This window comes from Cyanobacteriota bacterium, assembly GCA_025054735.1.
Taxonomy (GTDB): domain Bacteria; phylum Cyanobacteriota; class Cyanobacteriia; order SKYG9; family SKYG9; genus SKYG9.
Window position 1 is genome coordinate 1 of record JANWZG010000006.1, and the last position, 22924, is coordinate 22924.

The 22924-nt window shown below is 49.1% G+C and carries 22 protein-coding genes and 2 tRNA genes; 9 read left to right on the forward strand and 15 right to left on the reverse strand.

The annotated features are described in order from the left end of the window. Positions 1-1359: ATP-binding domain-containing protein (locus NZ772_00695; protein MCS6812086.1), on the forward strand; the 1359-nt coding region annotated here is incomplete at its 5' end. Between the two features lie 33 nt (positions 1360-1392). Here NZ772_00695 and NZ772_00700 read toward each other — a convergent pair. Further along, the gene (locus NZ772_00700) at positions 1393-2340 is read right to left on the reverse strand and encodes a glycosyltransferase (GenBank protein MCS6812087.1); all 948 of its coding nucleotides are present in this window, start codon (positions 2338-2340) and stop codon (positions 1393-1395) included. 781 nt (positions 2341-3121) lie between these two features. Here NZ772_00700 and NZ772_00705 point away from each other — a divergent pair. After that, positions 3122-4795, forward strand: a complete 1674-nt coding sequence (locus NZ772_00705; protein ID MCS6812088.1) for an iron uptake porin — start codon at positions 3122-3124, stop codon at positions 4793-4795. A 530-nt stretch (positions 4796-5325) separates the two neighbouring features. Here the strand turns inward: NZ772_00705 and NZ772_00710 are convergent. Further along, entirely contained in the window at positions 5326-5895 is a 570-nt protein-coding gene (locus tag NZ772_00710; GenBank protein ID MCS6812089.1) for a Uma2 family endonuclease, read from the reverse strand. A gap of 362 nt (positions 5896-6257) precedes the next feature. After that, positions 6258-6331: transfer RNA gene (locus tag NZ772_00715), tRNA-Val, on the reverse strand. Between the two features lie 113 nt (positions 6332-6444). Here NZ772_00715 and NZ772_00720 point away from each other — a divergent pair. Next, positions 6445-7065, forward strand: coding sequence for a methyltransferase domain-containing protein (locus NZ772_00720; protein MCS6812090.1), 621 nt, complete (start codon positions 6445-6447; stop codon positions 7063-7065). A gap of 14 nt (positions 7066-7079) precedes the next feature. Here the strand turns inward: NZ772_00720 and NZ772_00725 are convergent, their stop codons facing one another. Beyond that, positions 7080-7826, reverse strand: coding sequence for an ATP-binding cassette domain-containing protein (locus NZ772_00725; GenBank protein ID MCS6812091.1), 747 nt, complete (start codon positions 7824-7826; stop codon positions 7080-7082). 2 nt (positions 7827-7828) lie between these two features. Further along, positions 7829-8383 carry a hypothetical protein gene (locus NZ772_00730; GenBank protein ID MCS6812092.1) on the reverse strand — a complete coding sequence of 185 codons (555 nt, stop codon included), beginning with the start codon at positions 8381-8383 and terminating at the stop codon, positions 7829-7831. A gap of 254 nt (positions 8384-8637) precedes the next feature. Here NZ772_00730 and NZ772_00735 point away from each other — a divergent pair, with 254 nt between their 5' ends. After that, the gene (locus NZ772_00735; GenBank protein MCS6812093.1) at positions 8638-9225 is read left to right on the forward strand and encodes a DUF4333 domain-containing protein; all 588 of its coding nucleotides are present in this window, start codon (positions 8638-8640) and stop codon (positions 9223-9225) included. 83 nt (positions 9226-9308) lie between these two features. Here NZ772_00735 and pgsA read toward each other — a convergent pair whose 3' ends face one another. From pgsA to NZ772_00750, 3 genes are all read right to left on the reverse strand, one after another. Then, entirely contained in the window at positions 9309-9854 is a 546-nt protein-coding gene (pgsA, locus tag NZ772_00740; GenBank protein MCS6812094.1) for a CDP-diacylglycerol--glycerol-3-phosphate 3-phosphatidyltransferase, read from the reverse strand. A 39-nt stretch (positions 9855-9893) separates the two neighbouring features. Beyond that, entirely contained in the window at positions 9894-11087 is a 1194-nt protein-coding gene (locus NZ772_00745) for a GNAT family N-acetyltransferase (GenBank protein ID MCS6812095.1), read from the reverse strand. A 119-nt stretch (positions 11088-11206) separates the two neighbouring features. After that, a complete protein-coding gene (locus NZ772_00750) occupies positions 11207-11932 on the reverse strand; it encodes a hypothetical protein (GenBank protein ID MCS6812096.1) in 726 nt (241 codons plus the stop codon). Positions 11933-12407: 475 nt separating this feature from the next. On the opposite strand from NZ772_00750, the gene NZ772_00755 reads away from it, so the two are divergent. Together NZ772_00755 and NZ772_00760 are read left to right on the forward strand one after the other, a co-directional pair. Beyond that, positions 12408-12689: a LuxR C-terminal-related transcriptional regulator gene (locus NZ772_00755; protein MCS6812097.1), complete on the forward strand. Its 282-nt coding sequence runs from the start codon at positions 12408-12410 to the stop codon at positions 12687-12689. Continuing rightward, positions 12686-12964: a hypothetical protein gene (locus tag NZ772_00760; protein MCS6812098.1), complete on the forward strand. Its 279-nt coding sequence runs from the start codon at positions 12686-12688 to the stop codon at positions 12962-12964. Before NZ772_00755 ends, NZ772_00760 begins: the two co-directional genes overlap by 4 nt. Positions 12965-13252: 288 nt before the next feature. On the opposite strand, the gene NZ772_00765 is transcribed toward NZ772_00760, so the two are convergent. Next, positions 13253-14611, reverse strand: coding sequence for a TonB family protein (locus NZ772_00765; GenBank protein MCS6812099.1), 1359 nt, complete (start codon positions 14609-14611; stop codon positions 13253-13255). Between the two features lie 388 nt (positions 14612-14999). Next, a complete protein-coding gene (locus NZ772_00770; GenBank protein MCS6812100.1) occupies positions 15000-15428 on the reverse strand; it encodes a hypothetical protein in 429 nt (142 codons plus the stop codon). A gap of 247 nt (positions 15429-15675) precedes the next feature. Between NZ772_00770 and NZ772_00775 the strand changes: the two genes are divergently transcribed. Further along, positions 15676-16653 (forward strand): HAMP domain-containing histidine kinase, encoded by a 978-nt coding sequence (locus tag NZ772_00775; protein MCS6812101.1) that lies wholly within the window; start codon positions 15676-15678, stop codon positions 16651-16653. Between the two features lie 311 nt (positions 16654-16964). Here the strand turns inward: NZ772_00775 and NZ772_00780 are convergent. Further along, positions 16965-17037, reverse strand: a tRNA-Glu gene (locus NZ772_00780). Between the two features lie 98 nt (positions 17038-17135). Here NZ772_00780 and NZ772_00785 point away from each other — a divergent pair. Next, the gene (locus NZ772_00785) at positions 17136-19073 is read left to right on the forward strand and encodes an ABC-F family ATP-binding cassette domain-containing protein (protein MCS6812102.1); all 1938 of its coding nucleotides are present in this window, start codon (positions 17136-17138) and stop codon (positions 19071-19073) included. Here the strand turns inward: NZ772_00785 and NZ772_00790 are convergent. Next, the gene (locus NZ772_00790) at positions 19070-19522 is read right to left on the reverse strand and encodes a hypothetical protein (GenBank protein MCS6812103.1); all 453 of its coding nucleotides are present in this window, start codon (positions 19520-19522) and stop codon (positions 19070-19072) included. The genes NZ772_00785 and NZ772_00790 overlap by 4 nt on opposite strands. A 310-nt stretch (positions 19523-19832) precedes the next feature. On the opposite strand from NZ772_00790, the gene NZ772_00795 reads away from it, so the two are divergent. Continuing rightward, a complete protein-coding gene (locus NZ772_00795; protein ID MCS6812104.1) occupies positions 19833-20954 on the forward strand; it encodes a DMT family transporter in 1122 nt (373 codons plus the stop codon). A gap of 97 nt (positions 20955-21051) precedes the next feature. Here the strand turns inward: NZ772_00795 and NZ772_00800 are convergent, their stop codons facing one another. The 3 genes from NZ772_00800 to NZ772_00810 all read right to left on the reverse strand — a co-directional run bounded on the left by NZ772_00800 (position 21052) and on the right by NZ772_00810 (position 22673). Next, positions 21052-21258, reverse strand: coding sequence for a hypothetical protein (locus NZ772_00800; GenBank protein MCS6812105.1), 207 nt, complete (start codon positions 21256-21258; stop codon positions 21052-21054). A 201-nt stretch (positions 21259-21459) separates the two neighbouring features. Then, entirely contained in the window at positions 21460-21756 is a 297-nt protein-coding gene (locus NZ772_00805) for a hypothetical protein (protein MCS6812106.1), read from the reverse strand. Continuing rightward, positions 21756-22673 (reverse strand): hypothetical protein, encoded by a 918-nt coding sequence (locus NZ772_00810; protein ID MCS6812107.1) that lies wholly within the window; start codon positions 22671-22673, stop codon positions 21756-21758. The genes NZ772_00805 and NZ772_00810 overlap by 1 nt, the downstream gene beginning before the upstream one ends. Positions 22674-22924: the final 251 nt, after the last annotated feature.

The window sequence follows — 22924 nt, forward strand, 5'->3', positions numbered from 1 at the left end:
ACCGAGCGGATCGATAAAGTGCTGCGGCCCACAAGGGGGGCTGGGGAGCCGATCGTCCTGCGCCGTTGCGATGACGAGAGCGATGAAGCCGAATTTGTCACTACTCAAATCCGCACTTTGATTCGCCAACATCCCGATTTGGAGTATGGCAACTTCGCCATTCTGTACCGCACTAACGCCCAGTCCCGTGCCTTTGAGGAATGCTTGGTGCGGTACCAAATTCCCTACAAGGTGGTCGGGGGGTTGCGATTCTACGATCGCAAAGAAATCAAGGACGTGCTGGCCTATCTACGGGTAATTGTCAACCCTGCCGATAGCGTCAGCTTGCTGCGAATCATTAACGTTCCTCGGCGGGGTATTGGCAAAACCAGCCTAGAGGCTCTGACCAGAGCAGCTCAGGAATTGGGAGTACCCCTGTGGGAAATTGTGCAGGATGAAACCTCCGTGAAAACCCTAGCAGGACGAGCAGCGAAGGGAGTGCTAGACTTTGCCCAAATCATCCAAAAATGGCAACAGGAGCTAGATAGTCGCAAAGCCTCGGACATTTTACAGGGTGTACTAGAGGATACAGGCTACATCCAAGACCTACGGACACAGGGCACCGATGAAGCGGATGAGCGAGTGCAAAACGTGCAAGAGCTATACAATGCTGTACTGGAATTTGAAGAAGAAAACGAAGACTCTGACCTGACCAGTTTTCTAGCTAATGCTTCCCTGGCCTCAGATCTAGATGATTTAGAGGAGCAGGGTAAGCGAGTCTCGCTCATGACATTACACTCCTCTAAGGGCTTAGAGTTTCCTGTTGTGTTCCTGGTGGGATTGGAGGATGGACTTTTCCCTAGCTTTCGATCCCTAGACGATCGGGCTGCCTTGGAAGAAGAACGCCGCCTCTGCTACGTGGGCATCACCCGTGCTCAAGAGCGCCTGTTCATCACCCATGCCCGTGAGCGTCGCCTTTATGGTAACCGGATGCCCTGTACCCCCTCTATGTTCCTAGCAGAACTGCCAGCAGAGTTGTTGTTAACTGGGTTAGCGGCACAGAAACGATCAACTGGCTCCGATCGCAGACCACAGGAACGGCAAGGCTCCTACACAGCTAGCCATGCAACCAGTACCAGACGAACTCAACCAGCAGAGAAGTCTTACGCTGGCCGTGACCCTAGACGTGCGGCTGCATCCTCGGCCTCTGCCCAACCTCTGCAAACTTGGACGGTGGGCGAGATCGTTACCCATCAAAAATTTGGGACGGGACAAATTACCCATATTTTCGAGAACGGCAAGACCCTAGCCATTAAATTTCCTACCCAGGGCATTAAAGTTATCGACCCTCGCCTAGTTGCTCTCCAACGGGTGCAGTAATGGTTCTATCACTAGTGGCGATTGGTGAATTGCTCAAACCATCTCGCTGTAGCGACCCTGCTCAAATAGCGATCGGTAATGCCTAGCCAATTGCCAAGTTTGCCAAAAATCCTGGAGGGTAAAGGGACGGTTGAGGAGCTGGCTATAGTGATGGTCATTGGCACGATCGCTCCAGCCCATCGTCCGTCGTAGCGCCATTCCTAAGAAATAGCCTAGACATTCAAACTCCTTCCAAGGATTGCGCAGATAGCAGCCATAGGTCATGTAGGAGCCAAAAAATAGACTGCGCAGCAAGAGGGCCTTATCCGTAGTAGGAGAACCCCCCGAATTCAGGCAATGGTGAATGATGTAAGTGTCAGGACAATAGCGAATGCGATAGCCCAGAGCCTTAAGCCGCGCTCCAAATTCAGCTTCACCTGCATATTTCAGCTTTTCGATAAACGGATGTTGGGTTACCACTGATCGTGGATACACAGTACAACCATCGCTGATGGCAAAACAGTCGTCAGGATCTAGGGGAAATCGCCGATAACCACGAGGTTGCATCTCCCCTGGTGGAAACAAAATTGACGTGGGGGTAGGCCATTCCAAATATTCGCCAAATACCCAGATGCTAGTAGGATCCGATCGCACTGCTGCCTCTAGGATCCGATTGTGATCGGGGGGAAACTCATGATCGTCATCCATCGTACGGATATGGGTACCACGGCAGGCACGGTGGGCATGGTTGCGGTTAGCCTGCATTCCCCGCTGTGGCCCAGTTAGGTAGCGGCAGTCATACCGCTGGGCGATCGCCCGCGTCTGGGCAGCATAGTCCGCGTCAGAGTCATCAGAAACCACAATCTCAAAGGGCTGATAGGACTGCGATCGCACACTCTGCAAACACCGTTCAAGGGTATCAGGACGGTTGCGGGTAATTAACGCTACACTAATGAGAATCTCGCCAGACGGACTCACAGATGGTTGTGCAGAGGAATACATAACCATGAATCAATGTCACCAACTCAAGGAGTTTCACAACTCCAGCGTTTTCAGGCAGCCATGGAGCTAGGTGCTTTCCATCCCCATCCTAGAGTATCGGAAGAAGGAACCCAACGCTACACTAGTTTAAATCTGTGAGACTGTCCAACTCTCTAGCATTGTCACCAACCATGCCTTAAGCTCTACCCACGCCTAGGCAACAACCGCTGAAGTTACTGGCACGGAACTGGGATAGAGCTAATCATTCATAGAGTTTCTCAGAGTAATTATTGAAAACTATTACTAATAAGCTTGACGTAATCTTCTCTCATCTGCTATTAATCTTATTCTAAGGAAGTTGTAATAAACCACAGGAGTGATGTGAACTTTTTGCTATTCAGGTAAGCGATTCTGCAGTGCTGTAAGTCAATGCAGCAGGCCGATGCACTGTAATGGTTGTTATCGGTTCAAGGGGGTATGGGTCTGGAAACGAGCTGTCCTTGTGACTTGAGCATCGGGTTCACTGCTAAATATCCCAGAAGCAGTCAAATCTTCTCTGCAATAGGTTTTTTCATCAATTAAATTATCTGCTTCCAAAGGCATATCTAGGGTGTGCTTTTGCAATCTCCTGTGGTCTATCGCATGGTCTCTATTGAGAAATTTTCTTGATAGGTAGGCTATGTGACTCTTCTGACATGCTCATTTGAGGTTGGCTCGTTGCCGTTGGGGCTAGCGCAATCGCATGGACTCTCCGGGAGCCTTCTGTCTGCTTATTCGCTATTGTCGTTGTGTGAGGATCATCATGGTTGAAAACAAGCTGGTGCAGTGTTGCCTAGTTACAGCACCTCTAGTTCTCGGTGCTGCTCTGGGTGCTACATGGCTAACTCCATCAGAGGCGAATGCTAATGAAGTTATCCTTCCACAGGGAATAACTGCCGCTTCTGCCGAATCTTCTACCCTGAACCAAATCGAGGTGTACCGCAATGGTTATGTCAGCGGTAATGTTCCAGTGATTGTTGTCAATACCGCTAATCAAACCACTTCCGTGGCTCAGCTAGCAGATGTGCAACCAACCGATTGGGCATTTCAGGCATTGCAGTCGTTAGTGGAGCGCTACGGCTGCATTGTAGGCTATCCCGATGGCACCTATCGCGGTAACCGCCCCTTGAGCCGCTATGAGTTTGCGGCTGGCTTGAATGCCTGTATGGATAAAATCAATGAGCTGATCGCCAGCGGTACCGCTAATTTGGCTTCGCGAGAAGACCTAGAAGCATTAGAGAGGCTACAAAATGAGTTTGCTGGGGAGTTAGCAACCCTGCGTGCCCGTATCGATTCCTTGGATGCTCGGGCCGCTCAGATAGAAGCCCAGCAGTTTTCTACCACTACAAAGCTTGCTGGAGAAGTTATCTTCACCCTAGCGGATACATTTGGTAATCGGGCAGGTGGCACCAGTGACCCAACACAAACTATCTTTGCCTATCGCGCTCGCTTGAACTTCAATACTAGTTTTACAGGCAATGACTTGTTGCGAGTTCGCTTGCAGGCGCTGAACGTTACCCCATTTAGCCGGGATGTTACCGGCACAGACATGACCCGACTGTCGTTTGATGGCACAACAACTCCGGCAAACAACTTTCAGATAGATGATTTGCTATATCGCTTTTCTATTGGCCCCAACACTAGGGTATGGGCATTGCTGAATGGGTTCGGGACTGAAAACATTACACCGTCACTCAACCCTCTGGAAAGTGATGGACAGTCAGCAATTTCGCGGTTTGCTCGGTTTAGCCCTATCTATCGGAGCGTGAGTGGTTCAGGTATAGGAATTTCCCACAAGTTTAGTAATGAGATTGAGCTAGCTGCTGCCTACCGATCTACTACTGCCTCGAACCCCGCGGCTGGTAATGGCATTTTTAACGGTAACTATGGCGCGATCGCCCAGCTCACTGTTACCCCTGCTGCAGGAATTCGTTTTGGTCTCCACTATGCCCACGGCTATTTCCCTAGCACAGCCGTAAACCTAACGGGTGGTGTCGGTAGTGCCTTTGCTCAACAGCCCTTTGGTGCCGTTCCCACTCGGACAGATACCTACGGCGGTGTTGCATCTTTCCAAATTTCTCCCAACTTTATTCTATCTGGATGGGTAGGCTACACTAGCGCTACGGCCAGCGGTGGTCCTAACCAAGGTGCCAATGCATCTGTCTGGAACTGGATGGTAACCCTGGCATTTCCAGACTTGGGAGGTAAGGGCAACATGGGCGGCATTAGCGTTGGGATGCCACCTAAGGTGACTGGTAACGATGTAGGTTCCCGCACAGACCGTGATACATCCCTCCATGTAGAGACCTTTTATCGCTATCGGCTATCGGACAACATTTCCATTACGCCTGGTGTGTTTGTAATTTTCAATCCTGAACACAATAATGCCAACAATACACAGTTTGTCGGCTTAGTACGGACAACCTTCTCGTTCTAGTGAACTAGGGCACAGGCCAGATGCACTGCATTCTACAAATAGACTTGCGCGAGTAGGCTTCGCTGGTTTTGAGACTTGCTTAAAGCACGGCTAAGACTGCTTGCATTCCTCTCACCTGAATTTGCGCCTCTAAGGACAATGTTAGCTGCTGTAGGATTTCTTGTTACAGCGTGCTATTCACCTTACCTTGGAGGCGTTTTTTTGGGCGATTAACTAGAATAACAGAACAACACCCTAATCCCTAGGCAGTAACTAGTAACCTCATACCCAGACTTCTAACTCTCAATGGACACAAGTGGACTCGAACCACTGACCCCCGCGATGTTAACGCTATCTATATGCACAAGTGCGTAGCAGTAGATTCAAACTTCAGCACCTGAAAGCACACCAGTGGCTTAGGGTTTATCTGCCAGACCCATCACCAGGGGATAAATGTGTATAGTGTTGGAGAAACCAGGCATGAACCTGGACTGAAAACTCTTTGGCGCAGTATTACCGAACCCGAAGCACAAGGCAGCGTCGGGAGAAGTTCAATTGATGACTAACCAGTCAAAAACAGCGTCGGCTGTGAGTTCTAACGGGATTTCTGGCAACACTGGCAATAGGCTATCACCCTCAACCACGTTAGGTGCTTGGTCGGGCAAAAAGGTCAGCACACTGCGATCGTCTGGTGCGAGCAACCACCCCAACCGCATCCCATGCTTCAGGGCATGGAGGATTTTGTTGATAGGCTTGATGGGGGACTGCTCTGACGACAGGATTTCAATCATCCAATCCGGTGCCAGTAGGAAATCGTCTGGGATTTCTCCTGAATCGGTGAAGGGGATCCGGTTCCAGGTAAACACAGCAATATCAGGCACGATCAAGCAATTGTCAAAGGTGCAACGCAATTCAGGCAGGGCTAGGGCAATGCGATTAGGTTTTGACACTGCATTAATCTGTGCCCCTAGCTCTATCTGCAATAGGCTATGTTTTCCCTTTGGCATCTCTTTCTGGATAACCTCCCCATCGATATACTCGCTAGCAGGTTCGGTCTCTGGCAGTGCCAGAAACTCATCCAGGGATAATGCTATGGGTTTGCCCTGTACATAACCAACCATAACCGACGGAGTTTTTACCTACTGATTAAACCAAAAACAGAAGGCACCGCGCTGATGGTGCCCCCCTTAGACCAATAACTTTAGAACCCTAACCTATACCATAGAGGCGGCAGGCGATCGTGTCAATTTTCCAGTAATTCCCCACCACCAGGAGGTAGTAGCAAGTTCTGGGGTTTCCGAGATGATTGCTCGACTGAACTTTAGGACGATTAAAGATCCTAGAGTAGTTGACGAGGCATTGAACCGTAATATCCAGCGTCGTTGGCAGCACTCTAACCATTTGGTACCCGACTAGTTGGTGACAGGCATCCCAGAAAAGCCAGTTAATCGCTCTAGCCCGCCCACAGACCTCTGAACCTCGATGGACACAAGTGGACTCGAACCACCGACCCCCACGATGTCAACGTGGTGCTCTAACCAACTGAGCTATGCGTCCTTACCTTAGAGAAAATACCAAGCGTGAATGGAATTTTAGCATGAATTTCTTGAGTCTGGGGAATCCTACAGTAGGATGATCAGACTAGGTTACTCGGAGTTAAGGGCAAGTCTATGGACTGTACAGAGCAAGAGTCCTGCCAAAAGCTAGTGCTGCATGTAGGTTGTGGGCGATATTATCCAGAAGCGTTACACCCGCTATTTCAATCCCAAGATTGGCGAGAGATTCGGTTAGATTTGAACCCAGATGTCGAGCCAGATATAGTTGCAAGTATTACAAATCTAGAGCCTGTGGCAGACGGGTCGATCGATGCCATTTGGTCGTCTCACAATATTGAACATCTTTATGCCCATGAGGTGCCGATCGCGCTAGGGGAGTTTTATCGGGTACTCAAACCTAGTGGATTTTTGTTGGCGACGATGCCAGATATTCAGCAGGTAGCTGCCTATGTTGCCCAAGGTAATTTAGAAGATACGCTCTACATGTCACCATCGGGGCCAATTGCGGCGATCGATATTTTGTTTGGGCATCGGCGCTTCATTCAGGAAGGTAACCAGTTCATGGCCCACCGCACAGGCTTTACGGGCAAAACACTACTGAATAAGTTGAGCGCTGCTGGTTTTGCCACAATTCGCGTCTGGCAAACAGATTTGGCACTATGGACAGTGGCCTATAAGCAGGAAACCCAGAATCCCTTGGATTTACCTAGTTTTATGGCTAGCCTAGCAGCATAGCGGTAGGGACGTAGCTACTGCCATTCTTGGTTGGCTTCAAGATTTAACTGTTCTAGGGTAGCGCGCAGGGCTGACCAATCCATTTCGCTAGCAGCAACGTGATGCTTAACCCGGCCTTGGTGGAGATGTAGCACGTGGGAGCTAAATTGTTGTACCAATTGCAGTTGATGGTTGACCATGAGTATGGTCAGCGATCGCTCTGCTGACAGGTTTTGCAACACTGTGATCAAATGTTGGGCGCGTCCGGCATCTAGGGCAGAGGTAGGTTCATCTAGCAGCAATACCTCTGGTTGAGTAACCAAGGCACGGACGATTGCTACCCACTGGCGTTGACCAACAGAAAGCTGACGTTCTGTGCGATCGAGCCAATCGGTCGGCACTTGCATCTGCTCTAGCCAATAATCAATCCGCTGGTGCATCTCTGACTGAGGGATTGCTTGCAAAGTCAGGGGATAGGCGATCGCCTCACGCACAGTCATGCCCAATAGCCGGGGTTCTTGTAAGACGGCCATCACCCGTCGCCGCAGCGCAATCACAGGCAACTGTTGCAAATCTTGACCATGGAAGTAGAGTTTGCCACTAGTAGGGTCATGAAGGCGATTGAACAGGCGTAAAAGTGACGTTTTGCCCGCACCAGATGCACCCACGATCGCTAGCCGATCGCCAGATTGCACCTCAAAGGTCACCTGATGCAGCAGTGGGTAGCCGACAGTAGCGCTGGCTACACAGACCTGCTCTAGTCGCCATTGGGGAACAGTCACACCTATCCCTGACTTAGCGTTTGTGCTGTCCAAATCGTCCAGCCATCCACCAGTAACAGCACGATCGTGCAGCTCAATAAAATCATATACATCCAAGGCTGGGCTAGGGGACGCACATCGGTCGTGTCAATACCCGTGCGTTGCTGCACATACTCCACTAGGCGGGCAAACCCAGCAACACGCATAGGTAGCAAATACGCCTCTCCTGATCGGCTGACAAAATAGTAAACCAAGCCACCCTGTCCCGTAGTTCGAGGTTTCAACGCCTGAATTTGATCCCACGATAGCTGCCAACCCCGGCGCAACGATCGCGGCACCCACCTAGCATAACTGACCTGAATCCCAGTCTCATCCACAATTACCCGCTCACTAAGCACTGCTACTAGGGCAATCAGCCCAATCCCTATACCTACCCATAGCCACACTGGTGGCACTAGACTGTGGGTGAAAGCTGCTAGAAACGGTAGTGGCAAGGTTAAGGCTATGTAGAGACTCGCCAATGTCAAGCGAATCAGTGGTGACAGTTGAAAGGTGGATGATACTGATGGAGAATGCATGGATGACAATTGTAGGCAGAGGACTGCTGTTATTATAGGCAACCCTAGCAGACTAGGCATCTAGCCATTGTCTGAGTATAGTGGTGAAGATGCCAAACCATAAGGCATGTTTATTTTTCCAATAACTGATTACGAGACTTATTAGACTTATTAAGGAGACACGTGTGAATCAATACTATTCTTGGCGAATCATGTCTTGGCAGATGATGGCTCAGTCTCTGAGGTGGCTGACAAGTAAGGTTGGAATCAGTATCGTGCTAGTTGCATCACTAACTGCTGTACTGACTGGTTGTAGCAGTGGAGAGCTAACTACCTCTAACAGCCCTAGCAGCCCAACAGCAACAGCCAGCCCAGAAGCATCACCCACTGAAGCCAAGAGTCCTGAATCAAAGCAACCCGAAGGCCCTAAGTCTGACTTGACTAAAAAGCTAGAGTCTGCCGCATCAGATCTAGTAGCCAAAGAAATTGGCGCAGAGGTGAAGTCTTTCTCTTGCCCTAACGTGGAAAAACTGGAAGCAGGCAAGACGTTCGATTGTGATACTGAAATTGCAGCAGGTTCGTTCCCTGTAACTGTGACCCTAAGTGACGACCAAGGGGCCTTCAATGTGCAGACGAAAAATTTGCTGATCTTGAAGAAAGCAGAAAACCTATTGAAGGATGGCATTAAGCAGCGCAATGACCTAGATGTAACGGCTGATTGTGGTCAAGATTTTTACATCTTTAAACAGGTCGGCGATACCTATGAATGTAAGTTATCATCAACTGATGGCAAGTCTGGCGTGGCTGTGCTCAAGGTGACTGATGTTGAGGGTGGTGTGGATATTTCCTACAGCTTGAAGTAGGCGATCGTGAACATCACTACGGCTTCTACCTCCGGCGTGATAGCGATGCTGTCACGCCTAACTTGTTTCAGGTATTCGGCATACTACACCTTGTTAGCAGAAGTAGTTGGTGCTGCTGATGTTGGCAGCAGGTAGGTGATCCCTGACACCAATGTCAATGCTACGGCTAACCAGAAACTGATGGCAGTTGTCAAATCCCATGCAGGAGATAGGGGAGCGATAAGTAGGGCAATGGCGACAATCTGCATCACAGTTTTGGTTTTTCCCCAGAGGTTAGCTCCTTGAATCGGGGACGGGGAGGATGTAGGTGTGACACGCCAACCCGCGATCGCCAACTCGCGCCCTAGAATCAAAAACACTGCCCACGCTGGAACTTGCTGCATTTCTAGCAATACCAACAATGGAGCCATGACCAATAACTTATCCACTAGTGGGTCTAAAAATTTACCCAGTTCCGTCACTTGATTTAAGCGTCGTGCCAGATAACCATCCAACCAGTCAGTACCCGCAGCCACTAGAAAAATGCCCAAGCTCCACCATTGTGAAGAGGTAGTCGCTTGAGGCAATAGTATCAGCAGCCATGGCACCGCCAGCAGTCGTGATATAGTAACCCATGTCGGCAGACCCATACTCAACCAGTACAGCCGTTACAAACTTCTGTCAACAGCTTAGTCGATTGTGGGTGCCGCTTGCTTAAAGGGCAACTCAGCATTAATAGCCTCCATCTCTTGCTGCTCTAGGCTATTCACCTCTTGGATGTAGGGGCGGAGAATTTGTGTAAGGCGGGGATTGTAGAACCGATGCAGGCTGTAGTTAGGGGTCGCAGGAAAACCACGCCGTTTCTTGTGCCGTCCACCTGCTCCAGGATCAAAGGTTTGAATGCCCTTGGCGATCGCCCACTCGATGGGTGTGTAATAGCAAGCATCAAAGTGCAAACACTCAATATATTGCGAGCTACCCCAATAGCGCCCATACAACCGATCCCCCTTGGTGAGGCAAAAGGACATGCCCACAGGTTGACGATCGTCTTGGTCACTGTAGCCTGCTGCAAACACAACCCGATGGCGAAACGCCCCATGCAGTTGCTCAAAAAATGCCTTGGTTAAATACTTGCTGCCCCACCAGCCAAATTGGTCACAAGTGTTGGCATAGTACTCGTACATAAGGGGAAAAAAGGACTTAGGAATGTCATCGCCCTGAACAACGCGCAGTCGCAAGCCTGCCTTTTCCACAGCTTTACGTTCTCGCTTGATGTTGCGTCGCTGGTTAGCATTGAACTGGTTCAAGTAATCATCAAAGGTTTGAAAGCCTTGATTTTTCCAGATGTAGCTGTGGTGTAGCCACATCGTGAACCCCAGGTTCTCTAGTCGTAGTCGCCATTCTGGATCCACATATAAGAAGTGACAACTAGAGATTTGGTTGCGATCGCAAAAGCTATCGATTTCATGCACCATCAAGGCCGTCAATTCATCCTCATCTTCCCCCGGTGCTATCAAAAATCGGTAGCCTTCTGCTGGGGTAAAGGGTGACATTCCCAACAGCTTCGGGTAATAGCGAATCCCCAATCGCTCAGCCAAATCTGCCCATTGGTGGTCAAATACAAACTCACCGTAGCTGTGACCTTTCAGATAAAAGGGAGCTGCAGCTACCAGCTCAGTACCGCGCCACACCGTGAGATGCAACGGTAACCAGCCTGCGTTTGCCGTCGTGCTACCTGAGGTTTCCATGATGTGCAACCAATCCCACTCTAGAAACGGAGTCTTGAGGGGCACTGCCAAGGCATCCCAAGCAGCTTGGGGAATTTCTGCCATATGCTCAACCCAGGTAACCGAGTAGGTAGCAGGCTTAGACGCTTTAAACATAGGCGATCGCAAATCCTTGGCACAAATGCAACTGACAGAGATAAAACCATCTTTAGGGTACTAAACCTAGCGGGAATCAGGCTAGGTATCCCTAACAATCTCCGGTGCATTCCAATCAGCTATCTACTCTTTGGATTCAGACCTAGAAATGTGTTGATAGCATCAGCAATTTTGTAGTGATCCTCCGAGCCTCCAACGACTGGCAACCGAATTGGATTTCCTGAGCGCAGAGTTAGCTGTGTGCTGTAGGTTTTGTCTCCATCGCTGTCTGTACCCTCAACAACTTCCGCTGCTCTAATGTCTCGTAGGGGAATTTGTTTGGTTTCTGACGCAACCCAGCTTTTCAGCGTCATGGACAAATGACCCGATAGTTTGTCAAATACTAACGTCGTTAGGGATTTGGCGGTAACAGTTCCCCACGTGGCTCCCGCTCCAATCAACGTAAATATACCCCCTACTAGGTATGCAAACCAGCGATCGTCCTGGCGAACCGTCAATGTCGTCTGCTCAGGATTAGCCAAGAAGGCATTAATTTGCTCTGCCTTCTGACGTTTGCCGCGCTGACCAGAACTATAGGCCCAAGTCAGTGGAATAGTGCCCGTCTCTGTAACCAAAACAACACGGTATGTATCCCCATCATCATCATCTTTAGCAACAGAGACATCAGCTCTTTGCAACTTTCCCGCTGGAATTTGGGTAACTTGCTTGCCTAACAATCTACCGTTGGTGAGCTTGCAGGCCACCTGCGAGGGTTCTAATCGCGTGCAGGTCAAGATTGCCACTTCACCAAGGATTAGAATAGCTGTCAAGCCGCTTAGCAAAAAAGGCACATTAAGCAGCATCATAAACGTAAAGCCTGAAGTGTTCCGACGACCTCTTAAGGTCAGAACTGTAGGAGTTTGTTTTATGATGTTCATGGTTTACAGCACTAGTATTCTCGAAGAAGGTTCTTGATTCCCTAATCACCTCCGATGCCAGTATTTCCAGAAAAAGTTATCACTTTAGTTTTGATGTTAAGAGTCTCTGGATACTGTCTAGTAGAACCTGTTGAGGCTTGCATATCACCCAGACCATACCGCAAGTTACCCAAACTTTTCCCAGCCAAACTTTTCCCAGATGGAGTCCAACTTTATTGGGGTTCATAGGTCTTTCACACTGTTGGGCACCTGTGATGCACCTATTGATGCACCCATGCCTTACAAAAAGTGGAAAGTTTGCAGGTATAGAGACCAGTTAGCCTTTAGTATAGAAGTAACATATAGGTAGATATACACAGCTTTATCACTATTACTACTTCTACAACACTGCGATCGTATGACTATGTCCAATAGCCCATCCCCAACTCAGCCCATTCTCTCTGATCGAGAGCTAGAGGTAGTCGAGCTTGTAGCTGCCGGATTGACCAACCAGGAGATCTCAGAAAAGCTAGCTATCAGCAAGCGTACTGTTGACAACCACATCAGTAATATTTTGACCAAGACAGCAACTGATAATCGAGTAGCCCTAGTACGCTGGGCCTTGCAATGGGGCAAGGTTTGCCTTGATCAAGTTAACTGCTGTACGTTGCCCTCTAGTTCGCTGAATACTGAAAGCTCCCGATGAAGCAGGCTATCTATTGTCCACGGTTACCCTTGGCAGTGTACCGGGAAGTAGCAGCCCATCTTCGTCAGGTAAAGGCCATTGAGGTTGAGTTGCTCCCTCAGCAGTGCCATGAGTTTGACTATCTCCAAAGTCAAGTAGGGGGGTTGTTAATCCAGTTCACTAGTGAGGCTAGCAGCCACGATCGTGCCCGTGTAGACCAGATTCTGGCATACTACGGCGATCGCTATGGTGCTTGGCAGCCAGTCACCGACGCTTGCTATGCTAAGGACGAGTAACTGTCTTCTGCCGATCACGTACTTGTCATTTTAGTTACTGCTGAAACACTGCCAAATCAGGCATTTGCAGGGTTGGATTGGTGAAACAGGCAGTGTACTAGAAGCAATTGCTATAGATGGCACAGGAGCGATTGCAGAAGACTGTTTACTTTAGACAACTGGCTCAAGGCATTACCCCAACCTTGGACGCAAGCGAGATAACCGTGAAGTGCTCATACTGTGCTGTAAACAGATCTCCCTCAAATCCCTTTTCAAGAGGTTGACTTCAATCCACCTTGCTAGAAAAGGCTAGGGGAGATCAGGTCGAGGCATAGGTGAGGGTTCAGGCGTATTAGCTGGTTCAGGGATAGTAGCTGGGATTGAAGGGAATGGGTCTGGTGCTGCAACGGGCAGAGGCGCTGAGGCATCCGCTGAAGGAACGATCGACGCTGGTGGCTCTGCGGGTACAGGAGCCGTTGTGGACTCTGATGTTGAGGGAACTGATGGGCGCACAGGTGGTGAGGGAGTCTCTATCCGTGAGGATGGACTGGGTGGAGGAGGTGGCAAAGGTTGTGGAGGTGTTGTTGATCGCTGCTGAACATTGCGCTGTTGTCGTTCTTGCACCTCACGGTGAAACTGGGAATCTTTTTCCACAAAGTTCACTCGCCGCCGCGCTCCAGTGTACCCCTGCTCAGAAGGGGCAAACCGCCACTGCTGCACCGTTTCTAGGGTGACTCGGTCAAGTTCGGCATTCCCACTAGATGTTCGTAGACGGATGTTGATAGGGCGGCCATCAGGAGAAATGTCAAAGGTAATTGCCGTACTACCCTCCACAGTGCGATTGCCCTGCCGAACCGCTGGCGGCTGTGGACAGGAAATACAAACCGGGCGCTGACGGTGACTAGTGGTTGCTAGAGGTGAGCTAGTATTGGCGACAACAGGTTGAGGATTGGTGTCTGTACTTGTGGAACTTCCGGATAAGTTGCCAGTCACAGTACTGCTAGCACCGCTGCTGGCCGTTGACCCTATAGTCTGCCCTATAGTCTGACCCATAGTCTGACCCGTAGTTTGACCCGTACCTGAATGCCCGCTCCGCCTAGCTGCGCCATGATCTGAGATGCCTGTCAAGCCCCTAGGAGCAGAGGCCGTTGTGTGAGCTGACGTAGCAGCAGACGCATGGAGATCGTCAGCAGCTTCCCATCTGGGACTAGGGGATACCGAGGTATCCGATGACGGAACCGATGGTGTCGGGCTAGCTACAGGCTGAGAGTGCCGGCTTGTGAATGGTTTGGTTGTGGGTGAGGTGGTTAGGGTTTGCATCGGGGCGGTAGCAGATATTGGACGATCGCTGGGCAGGGGAGTAGCCCTGCCGGATACGCTAGCTGGAGCCTCTACCAGCGTAATTGGCGGCACATCGGGGCTAGGGGTGCTACTCTCAGATAGGGTTATCTCTGCCTTAGAGAGGGTGTCATCTACCTCAGGTGGAGGATCGACAATGACGATCGCTAGTTCCTCTGGTTCTGGAATCATGGAAAACATCGGCCAGCGAAGCGTCAAGATCAGGCCACTATGGAGGACGATCGACCCCAACAGTCCCCACAAAACCCAACGAACCGTGCAGTGGTTGGCCTGCGATCGCTGATGTGTATAGGAAGTAACTTGCTTCATGACAGGCAACGTTTTCTCCAAGAATCCCTAAAGTTTGCTCCCAGGAGACATAATCATCGATGACTAGATGCCCATCATCTGTTGTCAGATTCTCTCTCCCTGCCACCAGCGATTCTTACACAGGCTATATTGATTTTTCAACCATCATCCAGACCGCAACAACAACTTGGTTCATTAGGACTTCATTACCACTGCAACTCCTAGGAAGACCTGAAATTCTGGCTAAAACCCTTCATAACTTAGCCCAGCAAAAAACTGGAGACACCTCTGAGAGCAGGCATCCCCAGTTATTAGGACAGCGATCTAGGAGTTTAGCTGACAGGAGTTTAGGAATGTTTCCGACAGTAGAACGACCCCTCGAATATATCGAGGATTGTTCAGGTTGACCTTAAGCGAACTGCTGATATTCAGCCTCTAACAGTTGTATAAGGGTCTGGTCACCCCGTTCGCGGGCAACAGCAAGTCGATGCTCTAAGCGCTTACGAATATTTTCACGATGAGTTTCAGCTACCTGTTGGAGGAGTTGCTTACGGTTAGCACGAGCAGATGATGAATTGTTAGTCATAGCGCTATTGGTTGATGAATCCATAGTGAAGTCTACAATTTGGTTGTTAACTGTGTGATGAGCGGCTGCTCCATGTAGGTTAATGGATAGCTTGTGGGGGTTAAAGCCTGCGATTGGAATGGCTACAGGGATATGTCGAGGATAATAAAACTGATAGTCTCGATGACAGTCGTAAGTGTCTATATTGCTGTCGGATGCTGTCAAATCGCAAACGTTGCCACACCTAACACCCCGGTCAAACAATCTCGTCATGGTAATCTCCTATAATCTGTGTATGTAAATCACGCTTGCATCTACTACAAAGTCTGAGCTTAGTGAGCGTCTGAGTTTAGTCTGCATAACCGACACAAAAAGCTGCTAAGCAGAATCGATTCAGTGAGTTAGAAGAATGAATTTTATTTCTGTATCTCACTTTACTATTTTGCAACTTTTTTGAGGTTAAGTGGGCGTTAATGTAATGATTTTAAATATCTCCTGACATTTGGTCAGACCCTTAGCTATGCAAATCAGTCATATTTTTCATGTCTCCGCAGCAGTATGGTTCTTAGCAGGACTAGTGGTAGGCATCCTTTGGTCACAACAATGGTATCCAGCCTACAGACAATCATCCAAGGATGTGTCCCCCAGAACTACCTTCTCAGAACCCGATGATTCGCTATTAGAGCCGACTATTGCTGGTATGACCAGCCACGAAGCCGAACAAGCCATAGAGCAACTGCGATCGCAGCTTGCCCAGACTCAACTGGCCTATCGCATAGCTGTAGAAGCCAGCCAATTTCGAGCTGGATATTTAGCCCGCACAGCCCATGAGCTACGATCGCCCCTGAATAGCATCATCGGCATTCACCAAATGATTTTGGCCGATTTGTGCGACGACCCTGCCGAAGAACGGGAATTTATCGCCCAAGCCAACGAAGCTGCCATGAAGTTCGTCAAGCTGATGGATCGGCTAATTTATGCTGCCAGGGTAGACGTTGACTACAAGATGATGTTGCAAATTCGCCCTGTTCAATTGGCGCAGGTAATAGCAGAGGTTGATGAATTGTGTCGATTGCAGGCTCAAAATCGCAACTTAACCTTACAGGTAGATAGCCCTAACCCAGATATTTATGTATCAGCAGATTTGCCCTGTTTTCGACAGGTGTTGTTGAGCTTAGTAGATACGCCATTACGGTTGATGCATGATGGCACTGTGCAGGTTACCTCCCATATCAAAGGTGAGTATGCCTGCATCGACATCGAGGACGATCGGCCAGCAGATCTATGGCAAGAACCTCTCAATTGGCTCCGGCAGCCCTTGCACCAAGTAAATCTAGCAACACCTCAACTTTCACCAGGGTTGACCCTGATTATGGATCAACTGCTGCTAGAAAAAATGGGCGGACGGCTAGAACTCTTATCTGTGCCTAATCAGCAAGAAACCACACCATCCACATCACAAACTCGGCTTCGCTGCATGATTCCGCTACACCGTTAACCCTGGCAACGTGGATGGGGTGTCGATGTACTCGTTAAATCGTTTGTTGCAGGTTTTACTCAACAGTAATTTTGTACATGGCTACCGTCTTGGTGGGGACAATGCCTGCTGACAATAGTACCGCTCTGGCCATTAGAGCAGGGTTAGCGTCAAGGAAGCAGTCACGGCTCTCAGGGGGCTGCTGTGGCTCCAGCACTACACTTCACCTTTTTCGAGTCCAGTGCCATCCTGCAGCAATTAGTCACTACCCCTAATCTCAACCATTACCCTTCAGCCAACCTGCAATTAGCTGAAACTGTAGCTGAATTTAATACCCCCAGGGGAATTCGAATCCCCGTCGCCTCCGTGAAAGGGAGGTGTCCTAGGCCTCTAGACGATGGGGGCTTAAGGACTGACGTGTTACTCACACCTTTTCTAAGGTAACGAACATTGTGTACGCTGTCAACTAGATTGGCTTTTGTGCACAACCTAAACTTTTACGTATGGCTATCGTTACACTGCGATCCATTAAGAAAGATTTTGGCATCAAAGAAATCCTGCGTGATGCCAGTTTTAGCTTAGATGACGGCGACAAGGTGGGGCTAATTGGCACCAATGGCTCTGGGAAGTCCACCTTTCTGAAAATGATCGCAGGGCTAGAGCCGATCGATGCAGGAGAGCGATGGGTGAGTGCAAGCGCAACTATTGTGTACCTGCCTCAACAGCCAACACTCAACGAAGATTACACCGTGCTAGAGCAAGTGTTTGCTAACAGTGGCGAACAGATGGCTCTTGTTCAAGACTATGAGCTGCTATCGGCTCAGTTGGCAACGGCAGAGGGCGATACACATCGGCTGATGGCACAGTTATCTAGTGTGGCACAGCGGATAGAGAGCAGTGGTGCTTGGACCTTGGAAGCTAATGCCAAGGTTGTGCTGAGTAAGTTAGGAATTCATGATTTTACAGCACGGGTTGGTAGCCTGTCGGGGGGGTATCGCAAACGGATTGCCTTAGCCAGTGCCCTACTGGCAGAGCCAGATGCCCTGTTAATGGATGAGCCAACTAACCACTTGGATGCAGAGTCGGTGGAATGGTTACAGGGCTATTTGAAGCAGTTTCGAGGTGCATTGTTGTTAATCACCCACGATCGCTACTTTTTAGATCAAGTGACGACACGCATCATAGAAATTGATCGAGGCGACTTATTCACTTATAACGGCAACTATGCTTACTATCTTGCAAAAAAGGCTGAGGCTGAGGAGGTAGCTGTCAGTAGCCAGAAAAAACATGCAGGCAGACTGCGCCGAGAACTAGAGTGGCTAAAACGCGGCCCCAAGGCACGTAGCACCAAGCAAAAGGCAAGGATCGATCGCATCCGCAACATGCAAGCACAATCGTTTAAGCAGGCTCAAGGTAGAGTAGAAATCTCTACGGCAGGGCGGCGCATTGGCAAGAAGGTGATTGAACTGGCTAATATCTCTAAGGGACATGGCGATCGTGTCCTCATCCGTAACTTTAGTTACCAGTTCAACCCCGAAGACCGTATTGGCATTATTGGCGGCAATGGGTCTGGTAAATCAACCTTGATGAACATCATTGCTGGGCGCATAGAGCCTGATACAGGCACTGTGGAGGTTGGCACAACGGTTCACATTGGCTACTTTGACCAACATTCCGATGACCTCACCTCCCATGCTGACCAGCGAGTAATTGACTATCTCAAAGGTGTAGCAGAGCTGGTGAAAACCGCAGATGGTGAGGTGATTACAGCCTCTCAAATGCTAGAACGATTTTTATTTAGCCCCAATCAACAATATGCTCCCATTCACAAGCTCTCTGGGGGAGAAAAGCGGCGATTGTTTCTCTTACAGGTGTTAATGTCAGCCCCCAATGTGTTGCTCCTTGACGAACCAACTAATGATCTGGATGTACAGACCTTGGCCGTGTTGGAAGAGTATTTAGAGGATTTTAATGGCTGTGTGATTGTGGTCTCCCACGATCGCTACTTCCTTGACCGGACTGTAGATACAATCTTTGCCATCGAAGCCAATGGCATGTTGCGCCAATATCCCGGCAATTATTCCTTGTATTTAGACTACAAGCGGGCTGACGAACCAACCAACGAAACACCAAGAAATCAGCAACCAGTCAAGCAGACCAGTCCTGCTATCACTACGACAGCAGCACCAACAATAGCTGAGGCAGTGACCTCTACTAAACCGCGCAAGCTGTCCTTCAAAGAGAAGCGGGAGTATGAAAGCCTAGAAACGCAAATTTCTCAACTGGAGGCCGAAAAGATTGAACTAGAGACTCTGCTATACACCAACCCTCCCAGTGGTTTTGGTGAGTTACAGCGCCTGAGTGAGCGCTTGGCAGAATTAACCACAGCGATCGATGCTGCAACTGATCGATGGATGGAGCTAGCCGAGCGTGATGGTTAGAATGAATAGTTGAGGGTAGAAACGAACTCCAAATCTGTGTCGTTGATCCCGGTTTGAAAGATTAGATTCAGCTCAGTTTTCACCACAACATTTTTGCTGAGGCCGAGATCAAGACCACCAGTAATCATAGGATCCGTTTTATTCAGCCCATCGGTATTGACAGCCACACCTGCTCCTAGAAACGGATAAATACCATCCGTTAATTTAGTTTCAGCAGTGAGAGGAACCCGCACTTCAGTCACATTCCCCAAAAACACCGCAGGACGCACAGACAAACCCACCCCATCAAAGCGAGTAATCTGCACCTTAGCATTGATAACGGCTGATGTAGGGTCATTAAAGCCTGTGCGCACACCAGCACCCACGTAGTAGGCAGGCATATCAGCCAGAGCAACACCACCAGTCAAGACAATACTGCTACCCAGTAACGATGACCACAGAGCACGCATAAATTATCTCCTCACATTCAATGTCATGCTTCTAAACCGTAACACAGACGCTGAATTGTTCTGACAACAAGCTCATCCATCCGTCGTTAGTATCAACGCCACACCCGACTCAATTGCTATCACCAAAACATGACAAAAATTGATGTAGAGCAATAAATCATTACGATTCCGTTACAATGGGGTAACGTTGAAACTTATCACGGTTAAGCAGCAATGTTCTCAATAGCTAGGTTTTGATAACTGTCAAACACCTGGATAGTTGGATATAGCAAGCAACTGGAGCAACATTACCTAAAGAGCAACGTTTGGTATGCAACAGAAGTCCCTTGGGTCTGCTTGGTCAGTTACTTCCCTGCTGTTAATTGCTCCCTTCTTTTTATGGGGCACGGCTATGGTTGCCATGAAGGGGGTGATTTCACAAACGACACCATTGTTTATGGCTGGGATTCGTTTGCTGCCTGCAGGATTGTTGGTTCTAGGTGCAGGGGTTGTGATGAATCGTCCTCAACCTAAGGGCTGGAAAGCTTGGGGATGGATTCTGTTATTTGCTGCTGTGGATGGCACTCTGTTTCAAGGGTTTTTAGGTGAAGGGTTACAGCGTACAGGAGCAGGCTTGGGGTCAGTGATGATTGACTCTCAACCGATCGCAGTTGCTCTGATGGCACTTTGGTTTTTTGGAGAGCAAATTGGCCTATGGGGCTGGCTGGGCTTAGCAATTGGCGTGGTTGGCATCAGTCTGCTAGGGTTGCCCCACGAGTGGCTAGTGGCTGCGGGGTCTTGGCTAATGACAGCCATAACCGCAGGGCAGTGGACGATTGATACAACTCAACTGACTGCTAGCGAGAATTTGCCACAAGATCTGTTAGTTGCTCTCTTTCAAAATGGTCAATGGCTAATGCTACTAGCCTCATTGTCCATGGCAGCGGGTACGATCGTTTCCCGGATGGTGTCTCGTTACGCTGACCCGGTGACTGCAACAGGGTGGCATATGGTTCTGGGGGGCATTCCACTGTTTCTAGGATCTGGTCTTTGGGAGGTCAACCAGTGGAGTGGTCTGGGGCTAGCGGAATGGGGAGCAATGGCCTACTCAACTATCTTTGGGAGTGCGATCGCCTATGGACTCTTTTTCTACTATGCCTCCAGCGGCAGTCTGACTAGCCTTAGCTCACTGACTTTTCTGACTCCAGTGTTTGCCTTGCTATTTGGCAATCTTCTGCTAGGCGAACATCTAACGGTTATTCAGTGGATTGGTGTGGGGTTGACACTGGTAAGCATTTATCTGATTAACCAGCGAGATGCTATAGACCTATGGATGCAGCAGATAGAATCGCGGCAGAAGGCCTCAGAGCTAGCGGGTGAACTGACACCTTCCCTAGTTGAGATTAGTGATGAGTTGAACAGCCCTAAACGAACGACTGTGGATCGTAGCTGAGCCATCATCCGCTGCTTGTGGAAAGGATTAACTGCTGAGAGTGATGAAATCCTCAGAAATTAGGTAGTGTGGGTCACGTTGACTAACCAGTAAAAACCTATGGCTGCCCCTTATTCTGCCGAGTTTCATGTTCAATCCAAGAGTCAATTAGGTTCTGGGCTTTAACAATAGTATCTTGCCGAGTTCTGGCGCATACACCACCCACTAAGCGAATTTGGGAGTTGATGACTTCCGCCTGCCAAAAGTAGCGATTGATGCACTCAATCTTGATGGTGTATCCCTTGTACTCAATATGATCAAGCATGTTTCACCGTTAGTCTGCTCACTATGTTAGTACTGACGTTTAGCTGTGATGACATATCTTCCGTGCTGTGGTGAAAAACCATGATTTTCTACGAAGGGCTTGCTGCGTAAGCCTCCTAGCATGTTCTCGGATTGTAGTCACACTCCTATAGTACCCATTTGCAGAATCCGTTACATGGAGCAAGGTACTGATTTCCAAAAATTATTGCCATGTAGCGACTGGCCGCAGCACAAGCGGGATTTCTCTGTAATCGGGAGGAAACTCTAGCTGAGTCTCCCGCAATCCTAAGTAACCTGACTCGGCAAAGGATAGTAGCATTCGTTGTAGAGCTAACCAAACTTCTTCTTCATATTCCCAATCGCGGTGACGCTGAGCAATCGCAGCGATCGATTTCAGCGCCCAAAAGTAACTATTACGCACGACGGATCCCCCCTTTTTGTAGCTGGGAACGTCGTTATGATGAATAAACAAGATTTGATTGTCTAGTCTCACGCGCATTACAGGTGATGTTCCCAGGGATGATAGTTTCGGCAAACAACAACAGGTGACTGTTCCCGGCCATTCATTACACAATCAGTGTTGGCACAGCGTTGACAGTCAGCTTGCATAGGCATGACAACATCAGCCATAGCATAGAGGCTAATTCCCTGATTTACCAGGCCCTGCATCTCTAGGTCAGAGATTGTGTCACAAATTAGGATAACGCGATCAATAGCCAATGCCTGACGATAGCTGTTAATCTGGTGCAGCATGTTGGCAAAGGAAGTATGGTCTGGCTTAACCGTGACAATCGCCTGGTGCATTTGGCTGCGAAAACAAGGGGGTTGTTCATGTTGGAAATAGTCTTTGTACTGAATTAGAAGGCTACCGTTGGGGTAGTGGCGGGTGCGGATGAGCCGCAGGAAGCGATCGCTGAAGGTTTGGTGCTGATCCAGCGCATACCACCATGACTTGTGCCATGCATCATTGGGCAGTTGCAAGATAGCATCGCTCTGAGCTTCAGTAAACCCTGCAGTAAGTAACACTTGTCGCGCCCAAGACACAGGAACGCCATCTACCAATGGCTTTAAGTCTGACTGCCATCGCAATTGGTTTTCTGCGCTACGGATACGAGGACGATCGCGCGTATCATAGTGATAGCGATCAGTGGCAGGATCCGTTAGCTCGGCTGGAATGCAATGGATAATGTCGAAGTGCAGCACAGCATCAATGGCTTGCCCATTAGGGATAGGTACGCCAATGCGAGCAGCGATTGTATCCACCAGATGGGCTTGGGTGATAGCAGGTACGCAGTTGACTAAAAGCGATTTTAGGGTAGTGGCATCAGCGAGCGCCAGCGCCATCTGGATTTGATCTCGTAATGGAGCTGCGTGAGTGTGCTCATAAACCGGAAGAAACAATGGATTCCGGGGCATAAAAACCTGCCTTTTAGTGAGCAAGGGTTTTTTATCATTTTGTCAACTTCATCCCATCCGTTTACCGTTAACTTCTGTCTTGTAAGAAATCGTTACTAACTGAGATGTAAATTAAGCTGAGATGTAGTGAAATCCTTAGTTAAACCAAGCGGCAAAGCCAAAGAACCGTCCGCCAAAAATGCGCATGAGTTCGCCCCAAATAGCTGCATTAGTGACCTTACCAGATTCTAAATAGGGAGCAGCGGCTGACC